The organism is Pandoraea sp. E26 (assembly GCF_000681415.1).
GTDB lineage: Bacteria > Pseudomonadota > Gammaproteobacteria > Burkholderiales > Burkholderiaceae > Pandoraea > Pandoraea pnomenusa.
Map to the genome: position 1 here is coordinate 17,370 of NZ_AYXJ01000050.1, position 22,869 is coordinate 40,238.

Genomic DNA, 22,869 nt, shown 5'->3' on the forward strand with positions numbered 1-22,869 from the left:
TCCGGCACGAGGTCCATGCTGCCGAATATGAATAGTCTGCATATCGCGAGTTACAACATTCACAAGGGATTTTCCGCGTTCAACCGCTTGCGCGTTCACGAACTACGCGCCGGGTTGGAGGGGCTCGCGCCGGATCTCGTTTTCCTGCAGGAAGTGCAGGGCATGCATCAGAGACACGCCCTGCGCCATACCGATTGGCCGCTGCAACCGCAGCACGAGTTTCTGGCCGGGGCGATGTGGCGCGATCACGCGTATGGTCGCAACGTCGTTTATGAGCACGGGCATCACGGCAATGCGATTCTCAGTCGCTATCCGATCGTGAAATCGGACAATCACGACATCACGACCTATAGTTTTGAGAAGCGGGGCATGCTTCATTGCGAGATCGCCGTGCCGGGATTGGCACAGCCCCTGCATTGTCTGTGTGTGCACCTGTCGCTGGCTGGGCCTGGCCGTCGGCGCCAGTTCGAGATGCTTACCGAGCGCGTTGCCGATGCCATTCCGGCGGATGCACCGCTGATCATTGCGGGCGATTTCAACGACTGGAGCAATCAGGCCGATCGGTTGCTGGCCGAGAAACTGGCGCTGACCGAGGTTTTCCAGAACAGTGCGGGGCGTCCTGCCCGGAGTTTTCCGAGCGGAATGCCGCTTTTGCGACTTGACCGCATTTACGCACGCGGCTTTCATATTGAAGGGGCGCAGGTTTTACACGGTCGCCCCTGGTCACGGATCTCCGATCACGCGCCGATCAGCGCCCGACTCGTGCCGTCGGGTGGCGACGAGGCGGTGAACGGCTCCAATACCCCGTCGTTCAACCCTCGTTCCCCCCAGTGAGGCAGCCATGAACATCGGACAAGCGGCACAGGCCAGCGGCGTGACCGCCAAGATGATCCGGTACTACGAGAGTATCGGCCTGATGCCCCCGAGCCCGCGCTCCGAGGCAGGTTACCGGCGCTATGGCGAGCAGGATCTGCACCTTCTGCGTTTCATCCGTCAGGCCCGACGATTGGGCTTCGGCATCGATCAGATTCGCCAATTGCTCGCCCTTTGGCAGGATCGCGACCGGTCCAGCGCCCAGGTCAAGGCGTTGGCGCAATCCCACGTCGACGAGCTGAATCAGCGCATCGGGGAATTGGTGGCGATGCGCGATACGCTCTCGCATCTCGCGAAGCACTGCCACGGCGACGATCGTCCCGACTGCCCGATTCTCGAAGGTATTGCCGCGGCCGGGTTGTCGTCGGCACCGAATCGCAAGGCGGACGGCTCCTCGGAAGGCGCGTCACCTTGTGCTCATGAGCCAGCGGCGCTCGCGCAGGGCGCAGCTACCGGCGTAACCGCCACGGCCGGCACCGCTGGCTCGGCAGATACTACGGGAACCGCTGGCACCAAGGCGCCCGCCAATGCGGCCGGAGGCGATGGGGATGGCAAGGCGTTGCACAGCCTGCAGAAGTAATTGGATCACCCGGACATCGGCCGCGAACCGCCCTCGGGTCCAAAATTCGGGCCGCATACCGTCCGTTGCAACATGACGCGCCGCAATAGCGGCGCTTTTTTTTGTCTGCGTAATTTTGATCGATCGCTGCGACACCGTGCCGCAAGCCAGTCGTCGGGACTGTGGAATTTTTTTATCTAATTGATTTTTATAATATTTATATGGAATAAATTGGATTCGAAGCGTGCCTCTAGCAGATTTTGTGGGATTTTTGCACATAGGGGCTAACCCTTACCGGGAAAACCCTATATAATGCGAAGCACTGCTGCGATGCAGCACACTAAATGAACTGGAGAAACGTCATGTTTGCCGCCCTGTTTGAAGTCGTGAACACTTGGTTTGAAACTGCTGAGCGTCGTCGTCGTGAAGCGTTCCTGGCTGAGTCGAAGGACATCATTGAGCTGGAACAACGTATCCGCGCGATCGAAACCGCCGGTTACTAAGCAAGTCTGCAAGAAGTCCTTTCGGACGAACGGTCGTCGCTGGCGCAATCAGATCAGTCGATCGGCCAACGGGCGATTCGCGTCATCGGTTGCGATGACGTGCGACGGCGCCCCGCCGTGAGTCCGGATGCCAAATCTCGCTGTTCCGGGAATTGGTTCGCGAAAGCCCGCCACCTTGGCGGGCTTTGTCGTTTACCTCGCGGTGTCGCCTTGTCGCTGTGTCGCCGTGTCGCCGTGTCGCCGTGTCGCCGCGTCGTCGCTGGCAGCTTCGTTGCCTCCACCGCCCCCCGCCATTGCCGCAGCTCAGGTCCCCGCCGTCGGCAGGCGTATCGGCAATGTGCTGGGGGGGGGGTGTCGATGCCCGCCCAATGCGGGTGAGGTGCCCGGGAGCAGGGGGCTCCCGGGATACGCTTCAGGTACGGCGTCAGTCGGTGCCGTACTTCGGCGAGCGCGGCCCGTACAGCAGGCCGTTGGGGTGTCCGGCGGACAGCAGACGCGCGTTCGCCGTGCCCGCCACCGTGTAACCGGCGTTCGACACGCTGTTGACGATCTGCTTGACCGCTGCCGTGATCAGCATGCCGATCAGGCCGCCGCCGCTGTTGTTGCCTCCCTCGTTGTTCGATGCACTTGCGGCACCGCTCCAGAGCTTGGCACCGTTGCGCAGGTCGATGAGATCGGCTGACACCGTGACGACGGTCGCGCTGTCGAGCACCATGTACTTCGTGCCGTATTGCTTGATCTTGATATAGAGGGCGGCGTCGGCGCCGAAGATCTCACGCAGCTTGACCGGGCTTACCTGGTGGATGTCGCCGGCTACCGTCAAGCCATTCTGACGGAACGACTCGTCGACCAGCGCGACGGGCATCACGTAATAGCCGGCTTCGCCCAGCGGCACCGTCACCTGCGACAGCACGCTGTAGGTGGCATCGATGTCGGGTGATTCGTTGAGCGGCGGCAGCACCAGAATCGACTTCGGCTTGCTTTCCTTGAACGCGGTGTAGTCGTAGGGCTTGGCCTGATGCACGGCGCACCCGGTCATCGCGGCGGCGAGCGCCGCAACGGCCATCCATTTGCAAAGTCGGACGATCATTGTTTGGCCTCCGAGGTCTTGTTCTTGAGGAGGAAGTCGATGTAGCCGGCCGATTCGGGGAACAACTGCTTTTCGGTCTGGAATTCCTCGACCATTTTGTCGGGCTTGCCGACCGATGCGTAGAGCAGTCCAAGGTGCGCGTGATAGCCCGGGGGCGCGGCGTGGTTGCCGGCCTTGATCTTTTCGAGATCGCGCTCGAGCACGATGATCTGCGCTTCCTTCGATTCTCCCTTGAAGTATTCGTAGACCTGTGGCTGATAGCTTTCCCAGTCGTACAGCGGCTTGGGCGGCGTGGCACAGCCGGTCACCAACGTGACGACGGCGCCACCCACGGCGGCCGCGAGCGCGGCACGGCCGAACGAGAACTTGCGATTCATGGCGTAGTAATCCTGTCAGGCATGGCGCGGCGTGGTCGTGCATCGCGCTCGCGCACACGAGAAGTGCGCGCGATCACGCGATTACGTGAGTACGCGGGCGCGCGGCGTGCGCGTCACGACCGACGCGCCGCGACATGCGGCATCAATAGAGGCTTGGGGCGTGAGTGGGCTTACTTGCCGGGCTTCCAGGCACCGCTTTCGATGCCGGCGACCAGGTTGTTGACCGCTTCGCGCATGGCCAGATCAAGGACCTTGCCATTGAGCGTGGAGTCGTAGCCGGCGGTGCCGCCGAAGCCGATCACCTCGCGATTCGACAGCGCGAACTCGCCCGCGCCACCGCTCGAGAAGACGACTTCCGACGTGGCGATGTCGACCACGTTCAGATTGACCTTGGCGTAGGCGATCTGCTCGCGGCCTCGGCCGAGAATGCCGAAGAGCTGTTTGTCGCCCACTTCCTTGCGGCCGAACTCGACGACATCGCCGGTGATGACGTAGTCGGCACCCTTGAGCGTCTGCCGCGTCTTCTTGATGTCGGCTTCCTGGCGAATCTCGGCCATGTTGTCGCGGTCGAGCACGTTGAAGCGGTTGGTTTGCTGCAGATGCGTGATCAGGATCGTCTTGGCCTGACTGCCGAGGCGGTCGACGTTATCGGAAAACACCCCTCGCATGTATGCCGAACGATTGTCGAACTTGCCGACGGCGATCGGCGTGCGCACGCCGACGAATGGACGGCTGGCACTCTCGACCTTGGCGACTTCCACGGTACGCGAGCTTTCGGTGGCGCAACCGCCGAGCACGCCGACGGCGAGCACGGCGGCGCTGAACAGCGCGACGCTGGACTTCCTGTTTTGCACGGTGAACCCCTTGTAGTGTTGTCGCCCGGCGGTCGACGTCTCGTGGCGTCGACCTGCTGCGGGCATCTGATCGCCTTACCGGAATTGCGGACTTCTCGTTCTGATATTTGGTAAGGGGTGCTGATGTTAGCACGCGTGCGAGCCGGTGAGGGCGTTGCCGAATGTCAAAAAATGCTCGCGTTCGGTCGCCTCAGTCGAGACCGAAGACGAGCAGGAGGTTGGTGGCGGTGATGAGGGCGAACAGGCTCCACGCCGCCACTTGCGTGGGGCGTCCGATGGCGTTGCCGCGCATCACGCGGCGATCGCTCACCGAGCGGATGAGCGGCCACATGGCGAACGGGAGTTGCAGGCTGAGCAGCACCTGACTCCAGACGAGCAGCTTGCCCACGGCGCCGTCGCCGAGCCACAGCACGCCGACGAGCGCGGGCACGAGCGCCAGCCCACGCGTGATCAGGCGTCGCTGATAGCACGGGATCTTCAGGTGCAGGAAGCCGTCCATGATGACCTGACCGGCGATGGTGCCGGTGAGCGTCGAGCTTTGCCCCGAGGCGAGCAGGGCGATACCGAAGAGGAAGGCGGCCGCACTGCCGGCAATCGGCGTGATGAGTTGATACGCCTGCTCGATATCGGTGACGTTGGTCTGGCCGCTGGCGTGAAACACCGAACCCGCAAGCATCAGGATCGCCGCATTCACCCCCATGGCGATCACGAGCGAAACCCACGTATCGATGCGCACCAGCGCGAGCGTGTCGTGCACGTCGCCGCGCTTGCCGCCGACCACGCGCCGGGTCTGCACGACCGACGAATGCAGGTACAGGTTGTGCGGCATGATCGTCGCGCCGACAATGCCGAGCGCGAGCACGATGGCATCGCGCCGGTCGTGGCTCGGGGCGCCGGGCACGAGTCCGGCGGCAACCGCATGCCAGTCGGGCGGCACCATCGCGACCTGCGCGACGAAGCAGAATGCCATGGTGCCGATCAGCCCGAAGACAATGGCCTCGATCTGCCGGAAGCCTTTGCCTTGCAGGCCCAGCACGATCATGGTGTCGAGCGCGGTGAGCACGATGCCCCACGCGATCGGCACGCCGAGCAGCAGTTTGAAGGCCAGCGCGCAGCCGAGCACTTCGGCGATATCGCACGCGATGATCGAAATCTCGGCGGTGATCCATTGCACGAAACGTCCCGCGCGGCCGTACCGTTCATAGCTGGCCTGTGCGAGATCGCGTCCGGCAACGAGTCCCAGCCGCGCCGCGAGCATCTGGAGAAAGATGGCGGCGAGACTCGACATTGCCACGACCCAGAGCAGGGAGTAACCGAATTGCGAGCCGGCCTGAATGTCCGTGGCCCAGTTGCCGGGATCCATGTAGCCGATGGCGATGAGCAGCCCGGGACCGGCGAAGCGCTTGAGCTTGCGCCAGCGGGAGTCGCGTGCGTCGATGACGATGCTGCCTTTGACTTCGGAGGGACAGAACGGTGCGGTGGCGGTGGTCGGCAGGGGCATGAAGGCGCAAAGGCGGGAAGCGGGAAATGAGAACGGTTGGCAACGGGTTTCGTCCGATCCCGCAACGTTAGCCGGGTGTGCGCAGGCTCGCAAGCGGGATCGCGGCGGGAGGGGGGCGGTGAGCGGCGAGGAACCGGGGGACAAGGGTAAGCGGTGAGGGGCGCCGCCGGAAATGCGATCACGAATCTCTGGTCAATGACGGGTGAACTGTTATACTGTACATTCATACAGTATTTCGACGCGTGATGACCCTGTCGCTTTCCTCCCTGCCTGCCGGGCTGTGGCGTGCCAGTGAACTGGCGCATTGCCACCGTGCGGGGCACGCCTCCGGCTTTGCCGCGCTCGACGCCGAGTTGCCCGGCGCCGGATGGCCATATGGCGCGGTGACGGAGTTGCTGAGCGATCGTCCCGGGATCGGTGAATGGCGGCTGCTCGCCCCGGCGTTGCGCGATCTCACGCAGGCGGGCAAGCCGGTGATGGTGATTGCGCCGCCGATGCTGCCGTATGCGCCAGCGCTGGCCGGCTGGGGAATCGATTTGCGCTGGCTCAGTGTCGTGCTGCGTCCCGTGCATGACACGGCAGGCGCGGGGGCGCGCCGGCGTGGTGTGCGTGGCGTGCGTGGGGCGGGGGCCGCCGGCGCGCAGGACCGGGACATGCTCTGGTGCGCCGAGCAGGCGCTCAAGAGCGCGTGTTGCGGCGCGGTGCTGACCTGGCTCCCGGCGGCCACACCCGAACAGATTCGGCGGTTGCAGGTCGCGGCGGGGGGCGCGCAAACGCTGGCCTGGGTGATGCGTCCTTGCGCCGCGGCGGCCACGGCTTCGGCGGCGCCGTTGCGACTGGGGCTGAGCGTCGGCGAGGGGAGCCGTCTCGGCGTGCGGTTTCACAAGCGTCGAGGTCCGCCACGGCTCGAACCTCTCTGGCTGAGCCTGCCCGCCCCGTACGCTGGTGTTGCTCAGGGGGGCACGGGAGCCGCCGATGTCGCCGACGACGGGATGGCGGTGTCCGCGGCGCCCGATCCCGCGCCTTCGCCCGCACCGTCCACGGTGCCTTTCGTTTCTGCTTCCGGAGTCTCGCATGGCTTGCTGGATCGCCCTGCATCTGCCGTATCTGGCGCTCGAGATCGCCGCGTCGTTCACGCCGGCTGACGCGCAGACGACGGTCGTGCTCGCGCAGTCGCGCGTCTGGCAGGCCGGCGAGGCGGCACGGGCGGCGGGCGTGCAAAACGGCATGCGTCGCGGCGGGGTGTTGGCGCTGTTGCCGCAGGCGCGATTCCATGATCGCGACGAAGCGGCCGAGCGAGTTGCACTCGAGGCGCTGGCGCTCGCGTTGCTGCGTTTCGGCCCCGACGTTGCCATTGCCTCGCCACAGTGCGTGCTGATCGACGTGGCCCCGAGCCTGCGCTTGTTCGGCGGGCTGGCCTCGCTTGCCGCGCAGGTATTCGAGAGCGCCGAGGCGCTCGGGCACCGGGCGTCGCTCGGCATTGCCGCGACGGCCGGTGCGGCGGCGTTGCTCGCGCGTGCCGGCGAGGCGCGTGCCGGCGAGGCGGTGCCGCTGCCTGTCGACTCGCAGGCGGACTCGCAGGCGCCGACACCGCGGCAGATGCAGGCCGCCATGCAGACGCGAGCGTCGCGCCGCTCGATCGCGCCCGGGGAAGCCCGGCAGGCGGTAGCCACGAGAACTTCTGCGGAGACGGCGATGCCGCTGGCATCCGCATGGCGCGGCGAGCCATTGTTGCCGCCAGACGAGCGGGCGCTGCCGCAACAGCTCGACTCGCTGTCGGTGGCATGGGTGCCCGAGGCGCAGCCGTGGCTCGACTGGCTCGCACAGATCGGGTGTGCGACGTTGGGCGAATTGCGGGCATTGCCTGCGCCCGGCGTGCGACGGCGCTGCGGCGCCGAACTGCTGGCGGCGCTTTCCCGCGCGTATGGCGAGACACCGGAGGCACCGGCCTGGTACCGTGCGCCGCCCCATTTCGAGGCCGTGCTGCCGCTGCCGTCACTCACACATGACGTCGAGGTGCTGCTCTTCGGCCTGCGCCGTCTGCTGGCCCAGCTCACCGGGTGGCTTGCGTCCGGGCAACTGGCCACGCGCGCGCTCACGCTGGTGCTGGAGCACGAGCCGCTTGGCCGGCAGACTCTGGCGCCGACACGTTTCGATATTCGCCTGGCCGAGCCGAGCGCCGCGCCCGCGCACCTGCTGTCGCTGTGCAAGGAACGACTGGCCCGTGCGCCGCTGGTCGCGCCGGTGTTGACCTTGCGGCTCGACGTCACGCAAACGGCCCGGCATGAACCGCAAAGCGGATCGTTGCTGCCCGAGCCGGGACGCGCCCGGCAGGACTTCGTGCAACTGATGGAACGCGTGACGGCGCGGCTGGGCGATGAACACGTGAGGCGTTTGCACGTGCGCGGCGATCACCGCCCGGAGGCGGCCTGCGTCAGTGAGCCCTACGGCTCGCCCGCGGCATCCGGTCAGGCATCCGTCGGCAAACGCGCGACGCCCGATGCGAGTCGCCATCTGCCGACGCGGGAGGTGCCGGTCCCGCCGCGTCCGGTGTGGCTGCTCGATACGCCTCAGCGGTTGCGCGTGCACGAGGAGCGTCCGTGGCGGCAGGGCGTGTTGCAACTGGTGAGCGGCCCGGAGCGCATCGAGGCCGGCTGGTGGGCGCCGGGAACGGTCACGCGCGACTACTTCATCGCCGCGGACACCACAGGGGCGCTGCTGTGGGTGTTTCGCGAGCGTCCCGTGAAGGGGGCGGACGCCGCGTGGTATTTGCATGGCTTGTTCGGTTGAATTCGACGAGACCGTTCTGCTATGAATGTCGACGATTTTCTGCCATGGCAAGGGCCTACCGAGGGGCTGGCCGCCAATGACGACGGTGCCGATGACAGTGCCGCTGCGTCCGCTGCGGCCGCTTCGCGCGAGACGGACGACGGCGGTCTGCCCGCCTATGCCGAACTGCATTGCCTGTCGAACTTCTCGTTTCAGCGCGGTGCGTCGCATCCGGAGGAGTTGATCGCGCGCGCTGCACATCTGGGCTACACCGCGCTGGCGATCACCGACGAGTGCTCGCTGGCCGGCGTGGTGCGCGCGTTGGCCGAGGTGGTGAAACATCCGTCGATGTCGCTGATCGTGGGCAGCGAGTTTCGCCTGACGCCTCAGGCACCGCAAGCGGCCGAGCCGGTGCCGGCCCGCGCGCCGCTGGCGCCCGCCGGCATCGACACCTCGGGACAGGATCCGGATCGCCTGGGAACTCTTCATCTCGTGGCACTTGCGCAGCATCGCGACGGTTACGGCAACCTTTCCGAGATGATCACGCTGGGGCGCATGCGCGGGCCGAACCGCAGTTATCGCCTGCACCCGCGAGACTTCAGTGCGCCGCACGCCGGGCAGGCCCATTTGCGGGGGCTGCCGGGCTGCCTGATCATTCTCGTGCCCGACCCCGACGCGAGTGTCGAGTGCACGCTGGCCCAGACGCGTTGGGCAAGGCAGACGTTTGGCGAGGGGCGTGTCTGGCTCGCGCTCGAGCGGCGGCACCGCGCCGACGATGACGCGCATCTGGCACGGCTGCGCACGATCGGCGCCGAATGCGGCGTGCCGCTCGTTGCCACCGGCCACGTTCTCATGCATGTGCGCTCGCGCAAGCCGTTGCAGGACACGCTCACGGCCATCGGACTGGGCAAGCCGGTGCAGGCCTGCGGGCTGGCACTGGCGGCCAACGCCGAGCAGCATCTGCGCACACGGTTGCGGCTCGCATGGCGCTATCCGGCCGAGGCCCTGGCCGAGACGATTGCCATCGCTTCCCGGTGCCATTTCGATCTGCGCAGCCTGCGTTACGAGTATCCCGAGGAGCTGGTGCCCGCCGGTCATACCCCGCAGACCTACCTGCGTCAGGAAGTCGAGGCGGGCGCGAAGCGGCGCTATCCGCATGGCGTGCCGCAAAAGGTTCGCGACCTGATAGAGAGCGAACTGGCGCTCATTCGGGATCTCGAGTACGAGCCGTACTTTCTGACGGTGTACGACATCGTGCGCTTTGCCCGCAGTCAGAACATCCTGTGCCAGGGGCGTGGGTCGGCGGCCAACTCGGCGGTGTGCTATTGCCTGCACATCACGGCCGTCAATCCCGACGAAGTGCAGTTGCTCTTCGGTCGCTTTCTGTCGAAGGAGCGCAACGAGCCTCCCGATATCGATGTCGACTTCGAGCATCAGAAGCGCGAGATCGTCATCCAGTACATCTACAACAAGTACGGCAACGACCGGGCGGCGCTGGCCGCGACGGTGATTTCCTATCGCATGCGCAGCGCGGTTCGCGATGTCGGGCGGGCGCTCGGCATCGATCTGTCGATCGTCGAGCAGGTGGCGCAGAGCCAGCAGTGGTGGGACGGGCGCGAGAATCTGCTCGCGCGCATGGCGACACAGGGGTTGTCGCCCGATGCGCCGACCACGCGGCTGTGGGCCGATCTGGTGGCGCGGCTGATCGGCTTTCCGCGGCATCTGTCACAGCACGTCGGTGGTTTCGTGATCTCGCGCGACAGACTCTCGCGGCTCGTGCCGATCGCACCGGCGGCGATGGAGAATCGTTACGTCATCCAATGGGACAAGGACGACATCGAGACGCTCAAGCTGCTCAAGGTCGACGTGCTGGCGCTTGGCATGCTGAGCGCGTTGCGCCGTACGCTCGACCTGCTGGGCGAATGGCGGGGCAAGCCGATGGAGCTGGCCGATATTCCGCGCGACGACCCGGCAACGTACGGGATGATTCGCCGGGCCGATACCGTGGGCGTTTTCCAGATCGAGTCGCGGGCGCAGATGAGCATGCTGCCGAGGCTCAAGCCGGACAAGTTCTACGATCTCGTGATCGAAGTGGCGATCGTGCGGCCGGGGCCGATTCAGGGCGGCATGGTGCATCCGTATCTGCGCCGCAAGCAGGGCAAGGAGGAGGTGATCTATCCGCGCGAGGAGATCAAGGCGGCGCTCGAGCGCACGTTGGGCGTGCCGATCTTTCAGGAGCAGGTCATGCAGATCGCGATGATCGCCGCCGACTTCTCGCCCGGCGATGCCGATCAGTTACGCCGCTCGATGGCCGCATGGAAGCGCAAGGGCGGGCTCGAGAAATTCCAGACACGCATCATCGGCGGGATGCAGAAAAACGGCTATCCGCTCGAATTCGCCGAAGCCATCTGCCGACAGATCGAGGGCTTCGGCGAATACGGGTTCCCCGAAAGCCATGCGGCGAGTTTCGCGTTGCTCGCGTATGCCAGTGCGTGGCTCAAGTGCCATGCGCCGGAGATGTTCCTGTGCGGGTTGCTCAACAGTTTGCCGATGGGGTTCTATTCGGCGTCGCAACTGGTGCAGGATGCGCGCCGGCATCGTGTCGAGGTGCGGGCGGTCGATGTCTGTGTGAGCGATGTCGATTCGCGTCCCGAGGCGAGGGTCGGGCGATACGGCAATGCCCGGCGCCCGGCGGTGCGGCTTGGGCTGTCGTTGGTCAAGGGCCTGTCGGAGGCGGGCGCGAAAGCGATCGAGCAGGCGCGGCGGCAGCGCCCGTTTACCGACATCGACGATCTGACCGCTCGCGCGGCGTTGTCGCGACGCGATCTCGATGCGCTGGCGGCGGCCGATGCATTGTCGGCCTTGTTGGGCGGGCGCCGTCAGGCGCGCTGGGCGGTGGCGGCGTGGCAGCCGCCCACGCCGCTGCTGGGCGCAACGGTCCTGCGCGACGCGCTGCCGGGCAGTGCCGACGAGCAGGTGGCGTTGCCGGCGATGCCCGAGGGGCAGGACATCGTGGCCGATTATGCGAGCACGGGGTTGACACTGCGGCGTCACCCGTTGCTGTTGCTACGCGAGAAACTCGCGAGAATGCGCGTGCGAACGGCAAGGGAGTTGCAGGCCGAGGGCGTCAACGGCCGACGCGTGCGAACGGCAGGCATCGTGACGGGGCGCCAGCGTCCCGGCACGGCCAATGGCACGGTGTTCGTCTCGCTGGAAGACGAGACTGGCGTGATCAATGTGATTGTCTGGCCGGACCTGGTCGAATCGCAGCGCAAGGAACTGCTGGCGTCGTCCTTGCTGGGGGTGGAAGGCGTGTGGCAGCGCGAGGAGCGTGTGACCCATCTGGTGGCGCATCGCCTGGTCGATCTCTCGTCGATGCTCGGCGAGCTCACGATCTCGAGTCGGAACTTTCACTGACACGATTTCGCCAGTTCACCGAGGCGTGATGCACGCCTCCGGCACGTCGGTTCAATGGGCGGCGTCGGCTTGCTTGCCCGCCTCCTGAGCGAGTGCACTGGCCTCTTCCTCGCTGCGCAGGCCGTTGAAGTGAGCGTTGAGCAGCACGGCGCTGATCGAGGCGAGCAAAATGCCGCTGTGAAAGAACGGCGCGAACGCGTGCGGCAGCTTCATGAAGAACTTGTCCGACGCCACGGGAATCATCCCCACGCCGATGCTGATGGCGATGATGTAGAGGTTGTAGCGATTCTTCGAAAGATCCACCTTCGAGAGGATCTTGATGCCTGTGGCCGTGACCATGCCGAACATCACGATGCCCGCACCGCCCAGCACGAATTGCGGCACCGATGCCACCACGTGCGCCACCTTCGGAAACAGTCCGAGCACGATCAGGATCAGCCCGCCCGTCGCGCACACCCAGCGGCTTTTCACTCCCGTCACGCCAACGAGCCCGACGTTCTGCGAGAACGACGTGTACGGAAACGTATTGAAGATCCCGCCGATGACCGTGCCCAGTCCGTCGACGCGCAGCCCGCGCACCAGCGTCTTCTGATCGACCGGGCGACCGACGATGTCGCCTACCGCGAGAAACATGCCGGTCGATTCGATGAACGTCACGAGCATGACCAGCGTCATCGTGGCGATGGCGATCGGATCGAAACGCGGCATGCCGAAGTGAAAGGGCATGACGAAGCCGAACCACGGCGCCTCGGACACCCCGGCGAACGACACCTTGCCGAGCACGACCGCCACGATCGTGCCGAACAGAATGCCGAGCAACACGGCAATGTTGGCGAAGAAGCCGCGAACATATTTGGTGATGAACAGGATGCACAGCAGCACCGCGAACGACACGCCGAGGTAAAGCGGATTGCCATAGTCGGGGTTGCCGAAGCCGCCCGCCGCCCAGTTGATGCCCACACCCATGAGCGAGATGCCGATCACCGTAATGACCGTGCCCGTGACAACCGGCGGGAAGAGCCGCAGCAGTTTGCCGATGAAGGGGGCAATGAAGATGCCGATCACGCCTGCCGCGATGGTCGCGCCGTAAATGTCGAGCAGTCCGAGCTCGGGGTTGGTGCCGATCGCGATCATGGGGGTGACGGCCGTAAACGTCACGCCCATCATGATCGGCAGGCGAAGGCCGAAGATCCAGAGGCCGAGCGTCTGTATCAGCGTGGCGATACCGCACGCGAAGAGATCGGCATTGATCAGGAACGCAATCTGATCGACCGACATCTTCAGCGCTCCGCCAATGATCAGCGGCACGGCGACCGCGCCCGCATACATCACCAGCACGTGTTGCAATCCCAGCGTGAACAACTTGGGCAGCGGCAGGCGCTCATCGACCGGGTGCACCGGCACAGCAGCGGATTGCGTCATGTCTTCTCCTGATCCGACGGTATGCGTAGATTTACAAGGCGAAGCCGAGCGTAAATTTTTTACCGGGGGGCAGCGAGTGCAGTCAAAAAAAGGCTGCGCGTGGCGATCATCCCTTCAAGGCCCGCAATCGACGTGCAGGCATGGCGAAAAACTGCGGTATGTCGCCATGGTACGCCTGCCGGCGAGGCAATGGCGCGTCGGGCGCAACGCCTTGCCGGGCGTGGCATGGGGCGTCATGCCTGCGTGCGGATGACACAATCGCGCACGCGACCGACGGCGTTGGAATGGTCCATTCGACAGCGTCCGGGCGCACTGTCGAGTGACTCAATATATCGATTTTGAAATACCAAAGATTGCGTCTGGCGTATGAGGCGGCGCGACACGAACGGCGGGTTCGCCGACGTCCCAAGCGCCTGGGCGCTCGGACGCGCAGACCCCGCGCCAGCAGTCCTAGCGCGTGCCGGTCGTACCGGAGGGCTTGCGCACGAGCGCGTCGCCGGTGTGGCTTCCCGTAGTGGCATTGCGTTGGGCGACGCTGTCGAGCTTGCTGGAGATTTCGTCACCCATGTGGTGCAGAAACTCCATTTCCTTCGCACCGATGCCGCCCGCGCAAAGCGCACCGCCCCAGTCGCCGTAGAGCAGGGCCACGGTCTGGTTACGCTGGCGAATCGGCAACAGGAAGAAAGACTTCACATTGGCGAAGTGCTGCCGGTGCCAGAGCGGGATACGCGCCACGATGCGAGGCTCGCGCGCATTGTCGATCAGGATGGCGCGTCCGTTGGTCAGCGCAAGGTGGAAGACGTCGGGCTCGAACGCTTCGGGGAACGCCAGCCCGAGCAGCGGCTGCACGTCGCGTCCGATGCCGAATCGCATCTCGAAGACCTTGTTGGCCGGCGAACGCACGAAAGCGGCGCAATTCACGAAGCCCAGCGACTGCAGGATCGCCTCGAGCGTCAGGTTGAGCAGGCCCACGGCATCCGTCTCGCCGGTGGCGGCACGCACTTCGGAGAGGCCGTCGGCCAGGCGGCGTGCCGCGTCCAGCGGCTTGCCGGCCGGCGGCTGGCGCGAGTTCGACGCACCGGTGCTGATCGCGATGAATTCCTGATGGCTCGTGTCGCGCGCCATCTCTTCGCCCACCGAGACGACTTCGCCGACGTCCAGCGCCAGACGGTCCGCGTAACGCTCCGCCAGCTCGGCCAGACGCGCCGGGTCGGCGCCGCGCGTGAGCTCGGTCACCATTTCGTTGGACATGTTGGCCACCGCGCACAGCCAGTCGGCGTGCGAGAGCGGCGCATCGCCTTCCAGGTCGATCGGCCGCATGCTGGTCGCGATCGACTCGGGCAACCCCCACTTGCGGGCCGCCGCTTCGGACAGTTCCGGGAACGAGATGGCCAGCACCTGTTCGCAGGCATCGCTGTCGCTGATGCCTTGCTGCTCGGCGAGCCTCTGGATCTCCACCCATTCGTCGGGAAAGCAGTACGTCACCAGCAATCGCGCCACGTGATGCAGCAACGTGCACACGACCGCCTCTTCGCCGTCGCGAATGCCGTTCTTGGACGTGATGTCGCGCGCGAACGCGCCCGCGAGCGTGGCGCGCGCGAGTTCGCGAGCCATGTCGTCGCGGCCCGCCGCGACTTCGCCGAAGCCTTCGAGCAGCTTGAGACTCAGGGCGAGGTGGCCGATCGTATCGACGCCGAGAATCATGATCGCGCGCGAGACCGTCGTCACGTTGCAGCCGAACGGCGCATACATGGCGGAGTTGGCCAGGCGGATCACTTTCTGCGTGAGCGCGAAATCGGAGAGCACCGACGACGCCAGATCGGCGGTACTCGTGTTCTCGCTTTGCATGGCGGACACAATGCCCGTGACCGAGCGCTGCAGCGACGGGAAGTCGCCGCGCTCGGCCATGCGCTGCCATAACAGTTCGAGCGTTTTTTCTTTGGTCAGACTCATGGTGGCGGGGTTGTCCGGTCAGTGGCCGGCATCCACATGGAGGCGCCCGCTCGCAAAGGCCGCCTCGAGTTCTCCCGCGGGCAGGGCTTTCGACACCAGCCAGCCCTGGATGGAATGGCAGCCGCGATCAATCAGCATCTGCCGTTGTTCTTCCGTCTCGACGCCCTCGGCGATCGCCGACAGTCCGAGCTCGCGTGCCAGTCCGAGGACCGCGGTCACGATCGTACGGTCGTTCGGTGACGTGGGCATGTCTTTCACGAAGCTGCGATCGATCTTGAGCGACGAGAGCGGGAAGCGCTTGAGGTATCCCAGACTCGAATAGCCCGCGCCGAAATCGTCGACGGCAAAGCGCACGCCAAGCGTCTGCAACTCGCGCAGCACCAGATTGGCCTGCTCCGGATCGCGCATGAGCACGCTCTCGGTAATTTCGAGGACCAGCCGGTGGCCTTCCACGCCCGAATCGGCAATCGCCTGCCAGACCAGGCTCGGGAACGAGGGATGGTGAAACTGCTGCGCCGAGACGTTGACCGACATGTAAATCCCGTCGAGCCGGGTGCGATCCCAGCGCGCGAGTTGCATGCAGGCCGCGCGCAAGGCCCAGCCGCCGAGCAAATTGATCAGACCGTTGGCTTCGGCCAGCGGAATGAATTCCGCCGGCGAGACCGGGCCCAGCGCCGGATGCCAGCGCATGAGTGCCTCGACCCCTTTCACGTTCAACGTGATGGGGTCGCAGATCGGTTGGTAATGCAGGCTGAACTCGCCGTTGTGAATCGCCTCGAACATGGCCGATTCCAGCGAGAACGCCTTGCGATGCAGGTCGCCCAGATCGTCCGTGTAGATAAACAACCCGTTGCGGCCGCGATCCTTGGCGCAGTACATGGCGGCGTCGGCGTGCTTGATGAGCAGGCCGGCCGAGTCGCCGTGCTGCGGATAAAACGATACGCCGATGCTCGTGGTCAGGTGCAACAACTGGTCGCCGACCTGGAACGGCTGTTGCACCGCCGAGAGCAACCGCTTCATGATCCCGCCGAGCGCCTGTTCATTGTCGCAGCCCGGCAGCACCAGCACGAACTCGTCGCCGCCCATGCGCGCGGCCATGTCCGTGTCGCGGATCTGCGCGATCAGGCGCTGCCCGGCGTCGCGCAGCAATTGATCGCCCACGTCGTGGCCGAGCGAATCGTTGACCTTCTTGAAACCGTCCAGGTCGAGCAGGGCGACCGCGAAGTTCGGACCGCCCTCGCGCGCATGCTGAATCGCGTCGACGATGCACTGCTGGATGTACTGACGATTGCCCAGACCGGTCACCGCGTCGCGCACGGCCAGATCGGAAAGACGCGCCTCGTTTTCCTTGAAGGCGGTGATGTCTTCGCCATGGACGAGGAACGTCGCGCCCGCGCCGGCAATGCGCGGGGTGTACTGGGCGATGCGCAGGCGCATCCAGACCCGGTCGGTCAGGCCGCGCAGCAGACGAACCGTGCACTGCTGGGGACCAAGCGTCTGGGCGGCGGAGAAGGCGTCTTGCAGCAGCGGCACGTCTTCGATGCCGGTGAGCTCGAAAAGCGTGGCGTGGTCGATATACTCGCGCGAGTATTCGAGCAGGCGCAGGGAAGTCTCGGCAATGAAAAGAAAACGGCCGTCGGCAGCGACATGCGCCGAGAGTCCGCCGGTCAGCTCGACCAGCGCCCGGGACAGCGCCGGGGCCGGCACCGAGACCTGGGTCTCGGCGATGGCCGGCGTCAGGGTCGAAGGTTCGACCAGGGGCACGCCGGCTGGGAGTCGATCTGAACTCATTGTTGTTGTCTGTGCATGCATCACGTCGAGCGCGCTGCTGCTCATGTGCTTCCCCGTTAAGGCAAACGCGCTCATGGCCGGACGTCGGTCCGGCAGGTGTCCGATGGATTGTGGGCCATTATAGCCAAAGACGCCAGCGATTTTGGTGGCCGCAACCCTCGTTTCATGCCGCTTTCCACAGGTTTGGGCTTGTGGGTTTTTTTCTGACAAGGCAAGCCGGTTTTTTCCTGCATGGACATGGGGCGTCAGACCGATGCCGTGCCGTGGGCCTGGCCGCAAACGCACGTCGGACGGCGCCTTGGGCGCACGCGATTGCCGACGCGCGCCGATGAGCACCGTTCGCGAGCGCCAAGTCGACTCGGGCGCGAGGTGTTTGCGGGCCCGGCAATCTCGTGAATTTCGTGCCAGCGGCGCAACATCGCCGCTGGCGGGCGAGCCGATGATGCCCGCAATGCACGACGTCGGCAACGCCGCCGACGGAGCGCGGCAGCGCGGTGGCCTGGTGGCGGTGGGGTTCCCGCGGGTGAATGCCCCTACGCTGCTACTGGGTTTTCGTGCGCGAGCGACCACGCGATGCACGCGCGGGCGAGGGCGGCCGAGGCATCGAGGCCGAAGCGGCCGAGGGGAGTCTCGCAGGTCGCGAGCGCCACCGGAATCTCGGTGCAGCCGAGAATGACACGCTGCGCCCCGGCGGCGAGCAGTTGCTCCATCGCCATGGCAAGCGCTTCGCCGCCGCGACGCACGTCACCGGCCTTGGTGAGGCGGATGCCTTCGTTCACGAGCGCCTGATGGGCGAGCGGTTCGGCCGCCGAGGCAAACCGGTAACCGAGTGCTTCGAGCCGAGGGCGGTAGACATTGGCGTGGTGCGTGCCTTCCGTGGCCATCAGCCCGATGGGCGACCCGGGCGCGACGCAGGAGGACAATTCGCCCGCGACGGCCTCGACCACGTCGAGCACGGGCAGGCGGGTGCGATGTCGCAGGGCGTCGAGCCACGCATGCGCGGTATTGCAGGCAATGGCGATGCAGCCGGCGCCGGATTGCTCGAGCGCGTGCACGCCGTCGAGCATGCCGTCGAGCGGGGAGGCGCCGTCGTGCAGCAGGGCTTCGGTGCGGTCGGGGATCTGCGGCACCGAGTAGAGGATGAACGGGATGTGATCCTGATCCCGGCTGGCCGGATGTTGATCGACGATCTTGCGGCAGAGGTCGATACCGGCGGCGGGGCCCATGCCGCCCAGGATACCGAGCGTGGCGTGCGAATTCATGGTGATGACAATCAGGAGGGGAAGGCTGCGGTCAGACGGGATCGGGCGCCGGGCAGGGCGGCACAGGGGCGCAGGCCCCTGCACGACGCGCCGTCCTTCAGGATCAGTCGTAAGCCTTGGTGATCGGATCCTTGAACATGGCCTTCATTTCCGCGGTCATCGGATAGTTCATGTTCTGACCCTTCGGCGGCACCGGCTGGGTGAACCACTTGTCGTAGAGCTTGGTCATCTCGCCCGACTTTTCCATGCTGGCGATGGTCGTGTCCACGACCTTGGTGAACGCCGGATCGTCCTTGCGCAACATGCAGGCGTAGTTCTCGAACTGGAGGTTCGGGCCGACGATCTCATAGTTCTTGCCTTCGTCCGCGGACAGCGAGGCACGCTGACCGTAGAGCAGCGGCTCGTCCATCACGAACGCCACGGCGCGCCCCTGCTTGACCGTCAGGAAGCCGTCGGAGTGTTCCTTCGTCTGAATCAGGTTGAAGCCGATCTCGCCCTTCTTGCCCGACAGAATGCGGTCGGCGGTCGTGCCGGCGGTCGTGGAGATGGTTTTGCCCTTCAGGCTGTTCAGGTCAGTGATACCCGAACCCTTCTTGGCGATCATCTTGATCGAATACAGGAAGATGTTGTGCGAGAAGCCGACCTGCTTGGCGCGCTCGAACGTGTGCGTGGTCGAGCCGCATTCCAGATCGATGGTGCCGTTCTGCATCAGGGCGATACGGTTCTGCGAGGTGATCGGCGTCTCCGTCACCTTCAGGTTCGGCATGTTGAGCTCTTTCTTGACCGCGTCGACGATCTTGAGCGCGATTTCCTGGGAGTACCCGATGGTCTTGCCGTTGTTGTCCGTATACGAGAACGGAATCGACGACTCGCGCACCCCGAGGGCGATCACGCCGGTGTCCTTGATCTTCTTGAGGGTTCCCGTGAGTTCCTGCGCGCTCGCGGTTTGCGCGAACAGGGCGGCAGCAGCGCTGACGAGCAGCAGGGGAGCAAACAGCTTCTTCATGGTCTCTGTCCTATCGGAAGTGAATGGCACGGTGGTCCGCGCCGTTGGAATGTCAAACCCAAACACACTGATACAACTCGACACGTCTTCCCGCGTTTTCCCCGTGGGAGAGAGGTACCTGACGTCTCACACCCGGCGCTGCCTGCATCGCCGGCCGGGCGGCCTGCTATGGTCGTCGACCAAAAATCACCCGGCCAGCCGGGCAAACCCTGCCAGATCGACAGCGGGGCGCTTGCCGTCGATCGCGTCGGCGATCACGCGCGCGGCGCCCATCGACAACGTGAAACCCAGGCCACCGTGGCCGACGTTCAGCCACAGATTGCCCAGCGTATGCGCGCGCCCCAGAATCGGGCGGCCATGCGGCGTTGCCGGACGCATGCCGGTCCACTCGAGCGGCGCGTCCGCACCGCGCAGCGCGGGGAACAATCCCGCCGACAACGTGCGCAGCGCGTCGATGCGGTGCGCGGCAATGCGATAGTCGTAGCCGACCAGATCGGCAATGCCCGCCACGCGCAGGTGCTCGCCGAGACTGGCATAGACGACCTTGTTGTCCGCATCGGTCACCGACACTTGCGGGCGGGCTTGCGGCGGTGCGCCGCGATACGTCAGGCTGTAGCCCTTGAGCGGATACAGCGACACCGACTCGCCCACGGTGCGCAGCAGCGGCATGGCTGCCAGCCCATTGGCGACCACGCACGCGTCGACCGTCACATCGCCCGAACGGGTGCGGATCGCCCGCACGGTGTTGCCGCGCGCGTCGAAACCGGTGACCTCGCGCTCGTACAGCAGTGCGCCGCGCGAATGTTCGCCGACGAGCCGTGCCAACGCCTGACACAGCAACTGACAATCGCCGGTCCCCTCGCCCGGCGTATGAATGCCGCCGGCCAGCTCGCCCGCGATCTTGGCGAGCGCGGGTTCGAGCTCGGCGCAGGTCGCGGCGTCCACGCGTCGTTGCGCATAGCCCAGCCCGTTGGCCAGTTCGAGCGAGCGCTCCGCGGCAGCGAGCTTGTCCGCGTCGCGATACACCACGAGCTTGCCGCTCAGCCGGTAATCGAACGACACCGATTCGCTCGCCAGGAACTCCAGCATCACCTCGCGGCTGTGCAGCCCGAGCGAGAGCAGGCGCAGCGTGGAGCTGGCGTTGGCCTGGGCATTGCAATGTTTGACGAACTCGATCGACCACCGCCAGAAGTCCGGATCGAACGAGGGTTTGATCCGCAACGGCCCCGTGCGCGAGAACAGCAGCGAGGGCAGTTGCGAGAGCACGCCGGGGGCGGCGAGGGGCGACACGTAGCCGTAGCTCAACTGGCCGCCGTTGGCGAAGCTGGTCCCGAGACCCGGACCGCGTGCGGCGTCGATGACCGTGACCTCGTGGCCTGCGCGAAGCAACTGATACGCGCTGGCGAGGCCGACGACGCCCGCCCCGATGACTCCAATATGCATGACGATGAATGACAACCAAAAACGCAGGGGAATGCAAGGCGGAAAAATATGCTCCGCCGGGGACGGGGGCGCCTCGCGGCGGGCCTTCCGCACCACCTTTGCTACGCAGTGTAGAGCGAGAAAATTCGGTAACCTATGCGGATTTGAGGCAGCATATGTCTTTTGGGTATAGGGTCGGCGGCCTCGCCGATTCGCGCTTGGGGACAGGGGGACGACGTCAGGCATGAAATTGCGGCATATCGAGACGTTTCGCACGGTGGTACTGACGGGTTCCGCCAGCGGCGCGGCGCAATTGCTCAACGTATCGCAACCGGTCGTCTCGCGCGTATTGCAGCACGCCGAACAGCAACTCGGCTTCAAGCTGTTCGATCGCGTCAAGGGGCGCCTCGTGCCGACAGCGGAGGCGCGCCGCTTGTACCCCGACGTCGAGCGTATCTTCAGCGACCTCGAGCGCCTTCGCACCACGTCGCGCAATCTGCGTCAGCACGGCATAGGGCATTTGCGCATTGCCGCCACGCCGAGTCTGGCGCACAGCCTTCTGCCGGCGGCCATCGAGCGCATGCGGCGCGCACACCCCGATGTCGTCTTCGAACTCATCACCCACCACACGACCGAAATGATCACCGCGATCCTCACGTCGTCGGTCGACGTGGGCATCGTGTCCGCGCCGCCGATGGCGGCCGGCATCGTGAGCCGTCCGGTGGCGCAGGGACACATCGTGCTGGCGGTACCGGCCGTGTGGCCGAAGCTCGCGCGGCGCGGCCCGGCGAGCGCCGATGCGCTGGTCGGGCGCGACCTCATCAAGCTGCACGACGACACGCCGCTCGGTGCGCTGATCAACGAGCGTCTGGAGCAGACCGAACTGCTACAGGATGCGGAGGTCATGGTGCAGACGTACTCGCTCGCGGCGGCGCTCGTCGAGCATGGCCTGGGGTATGCGCTGCTCGACCAGTTCACGGCGGCGAGCGCGAACGGGCAGGCGCAGCGCCTGTATCGCGTGGCGCCCGCCATCGTGTTCCCCGTGGAGATGCTGCGCCCGTCGCACGAACCCGAGTCGGTGCTCGCCGATACGCTGCGGCGTCATCTCGCGGATGTGGCCACGGAGCTCAGCGAGCGGGCCGACGCCCTGTGCGAAGGTCGCGAGATCGTGCTGGCGCCGAACGGCGTCGCCGAGGAAGGCTGAGCCCCTCGGCCGCCGTCGACGTGCATCGCTCTTCAGCGGGTGGCGAAGCGCGCGGCCTCAGCGGCAACTCGGTTCGCTCCTCACTTCCAGGTAGGTAAACGGCTGCGGCTGGAGCTTGTCGGCCAGCGACGGGTAATTGGCTTGCACGAAGCGGCGCGCGCCGGCCATGTCGAACGCCGTGCGCAACCAGAGTTTGCCGTCGTGACTGTCGAGCATGAGCGTGCCCGCGTAGATCACGTCGCCGCGGCGCACATTGACGGTCGGCACCTTGCGTCCCTTGCAGTAGCGGAAGCGGTAACTGTTGTCGGCGGGGGTGAATTCCATCGGCCCGAAACGCTCGTTGCGCATGAGCGGCGAGACGCGCATGGCGATGAACCCGCGCGTGGGCGGATTGGCGTTGAGCGTGCGGATAAGCTTTGCGCCGACGATGCCGTTGACCGTTTGCGAGTCATCGGAATAACTCCACGGTCCCCAGGTGCTGCGCAGCGGCGTGTCGAGCCCGACGATCACGAGCGCGTATTCGTCGAGCGTGTCTTCGGTGAGGGCGGGGTTGGGCGGCACGCCCTTGGTGCTGCAGGCGGCGAGCCAGACGGCGCTCAGCGACGCCAGCGCGGCGAGCGCTGCACGCCGCGCGAGAGGCGAAAACAACAGGGTGCGAAACGACCTCATTGCAGCCTCCTTGTCGCGCCTGGCGCTCGGGGACGATTCCAACGGTACGAATGGTACGAATGGTACGAATGGTACGAGTGCTACGAATGGTACGAGTGCTACGAACGGTACGAACGGATTGACCGGATCGACTGAAGCGGCAAGACATCCGGCGGGCACCGTGCGACGGGCCGGTCCGTGCCGGGCAAGACGCGCAC

The 22,869-nt window shown here is 65.4% G+C and carries 17 protein-coding genes and 1 pseudogene; 7 read left to right on the top strand and 11 right to left on the bottom strand.

Annotated elements, in window-relative coordinates; all coding sequences use genetic code 11:
* The first annotated feature begins 27 nt into the window (after positions 1–27).
* The 3 genes and pseudogenes from W930_RS28770 to W930_RS29915 all read left to right on the top strand — a co-directional run bounded on the left by W930_RS28770 (position 28) and on the right by W930_RS29915 (position 1,935).
* Positions 28–834 carry an endonuclease/exonuclease/phosphatase family protein gene (locus tag W930_RS28770; RefSeq protein ID WP_023871831.1) on the top strand — a complete coding sequence of 269 codons (807 nt, stop codon included), beginning with the start codon at positions 28–30 and terminating at the stop codon, positions 832–834.
* 7 nt (positions 835–841) lie between these two features.
* Positions 842–1,231 (top strand): annotated as a pseudogene (gene cueR, locus W930_RS30295) (Cu(I)-responsive transcriptional regulator); the annotation flags it as partial.
* Positions 1,232–1,794: 563 nt separating this feature from the next.
* Positions 1,795–1,935: a DUF3563 family protein gene (locus W930_RS29915; protein ID WP_023595121.1), complete on the top strand. Its 141-nt coding sequence runs from the start codon at positions 1,795–1,797 to the stop codon at positions 1,933–1,935.
* Between the two features lie 424 nt (positions 1,936–2,359).
* Here W930_RS29915 and W930_RS0124565 read toward each other — a convergent pair whose 3' ends face one another.
* The 4 genes from W930_RS0124565 to W930_RS0124580 all read right to left on the bottom strand — a co-directional run bounded on the left by W930_RS0124565 (position 2,360) and on the right by W930_RS0124580 (position 5,757).
* Positions 2,360–3,025, bottom strand: a complete 666-nt coding sequence (locus tag W930_RS0124565; RefSeq protein WP_023871829.1) for a DUF799 domain-containing protein — start codon at positions 3,023–3,025, stop codon at positions 2,360–2,362.
* Positions 3,022–3,402 (bottom strand): DUF4810 domain-containing protein, encoded by a 381-nt coding sequence (locus W930_RS0124570; RefSeq protein WP_023595123.1) that lies wholly within the window; start codon positions 3,400–3,402, stop codon positions 3,022–3,024. Before W930_RS0124570 ends, W930_RS0124565 begins: the two co-directional genes overlap by 4 nt.
* A 170-nt stretch (positions 3,403–3,572) precedes the next feature.
* The gene (locus tag W930_RS0124575; protein WP_080685331.1) at positions 3,573–4,322 is read right to left on the bottom strand and encodes a CsgG/HfaB family protein; all 750 of its coding nucleotides are present in this window, start codon (positions 4,320–4,322) and stop codon (positions 3,573–3,575) included.
* A 124-nt stretch (positions 4,323–4,446) separates the two neighbouring features.
* On the bottom strand, positions 4,447–5,757 hold the full coding sequence (locus W930_RS0124580; protein WP_023595125.1) for an Nramp family divalent metal transporter: 1,311 nt from the start codon (positions 5,755–5,757) through the stop codon (positions 4,447–4,449).
* Between the two features lie 245 nt (positions 5,758–6,002).
* Here W930_RS0124580 and imuA point away from each other — a divergent pair, with 245 nt between their 5' ends.
* From imuA to W930_RS0124595, 3 genes are read left to right on the top strand one after another with little or no spacing between them, the layout of a single operon-like run.
* Entirely contained in the window at positions 6,003–6,902 is a 900-nt protein-coding gene (imuA, locus tag W930_RS30300) for a translesion DNA synthesis-associated protein ImuA (RefSeq protein WP_024788854.1), read from the top strand.
* Entirely contained in the window at positions 6,832–8,547 is a 1,716-nt protein-coding gene (locus W930_RS0124590; protein WP_023595127.1) for a DNA polymerase Y family protein, read from the top strand. The genes imuA and W930_RS0124590 overlap by 71 nt, the downstream gene beginning before the upstream one ends.
* Before the next feature lie 21 nt (positions 8,548–8,568).
* Complete coding sequence (locus tag W930_RS0124595) at positions 8,569–11,943, top strand: error-prone DNA polymerase (RefSeq protein WP_023595128.1); 3,375 nt, start codon at positions 8,569–8,571, stop codon at positions 11,941–11,943.
* 51 nt (positions 11,944–11,994) lie between these two features.
* Here the strand turns inward: W930_RS0124595 and W930_RS0124600 are convergent, their stop codons facing one another.
* From W930_RS0124600 to W930_RS0124625, 6 genes are all read right to left on the bottom strand, one after another.
* Positions 11,995–13,365, bottom strand: a complete 1,371-nt coding sequence (locus W930_RS0124600; RefSeq protein WP_023595129.1) for a nucleobase:cation symporter-2 family protein — start codon at positions 13,363–13,365, stop codon at positions 11,995–11,997.
* A 450-nt stretch (positions 13,366–13,815) separates the two neighbouring features.
* Positions 13,816–15,318 (bottom strand): HDOD domain-containing protein, encoded by a 1,503-nt coding sequence (locus W930_RS28785; RefSeq protein ID WP_023595130.1) that lies wholly within the window; start codon positions 15,316–15,318, stop codon positions 13,816–13,818.
* An 18-nt stretch (positions 15,319–15,336) separates the two neighbouring features.
* Positions 15,337–17,109: a bifunctional diguanylate cyclase/phosphodiesterase gene (locus W930_RS28790; protein ID WP_158516341.1), complete on the bottom strand. Its 1,773-nt coding sequence runs from the start codon at positions 17,107–17,109 to the stop codon at positions 15,337–15,339.
* Between the two features lie 533 nt (positions 17,110–17,642).
* Positions 17,643–18,371, bottom strand: a complete 729-nt coding sequence (locus W930_RS0124615) for an aspartate/glutamate racemase family protein (RefSeq protein WP_023595132.1) — start codon at positions 18,369–18,371, stop codon at positions 17,643–17,645.
* Between the two features lie 103 nt (positions 18,372–18,474).
* Positions 18,475–19,377, bottom strand: a complete 903-nt coding sequence (locus W930_RS0124620; RefSeq protein WP_023871823.1) for a transporter substrate-binding domain-containing protein — start codon at positions 19,375–19,377, stop codon at positions 18,475–18,477.
* 186 nt (positions 19,378–19,563) lie between these two features.
* Positions 19,564–20,820: a D-amino acid dehydrogenase gene (locus tag W930_RS0124625; RefSeq protein WP_023871822.1), complete on the bottom strand. Its 1,257-nt coding sequence runs from the start codon at positions 20,818–20,820 to the stop codon at positions 19,564–19,566.
* A 223-nt stretch (positions 20,821–21,043) separates the two neighbouring features.
* On the opposite strand from W930_RS0124625, the gene W930_RS0124630 reads away from it, so the two are divergent.
* On the top strand, positions 21,044–22,003 hold the full coding sequence (locus W930_RS0124630; RefSeq protein WP_023871821.1) for a LysR family transcriptional regulator: 960 nt from the start codon (positions 21,044–21,046) through the stop codon (positions 22,001–22,003).
* Between the two features lie 57 nt (positions 22,004–22,060).
* On the opposite strand, the gene W930_RS0124635 is transcribed toward W930_RS0124630, so the two are convergent.
* Positions 22,061–22,672: a hypothetical protein gene (locus W930_RS0124635; RefSeq protein ID WP_023595136.1), complete on the bottom strand. Its 612-nt coding sequence runs from the start codon at positions 22,670–22,672 to the stop codon at positions 22,061–22,063.
* Positions 22,673–22,869: the final 197 nt, after the last annotated feature.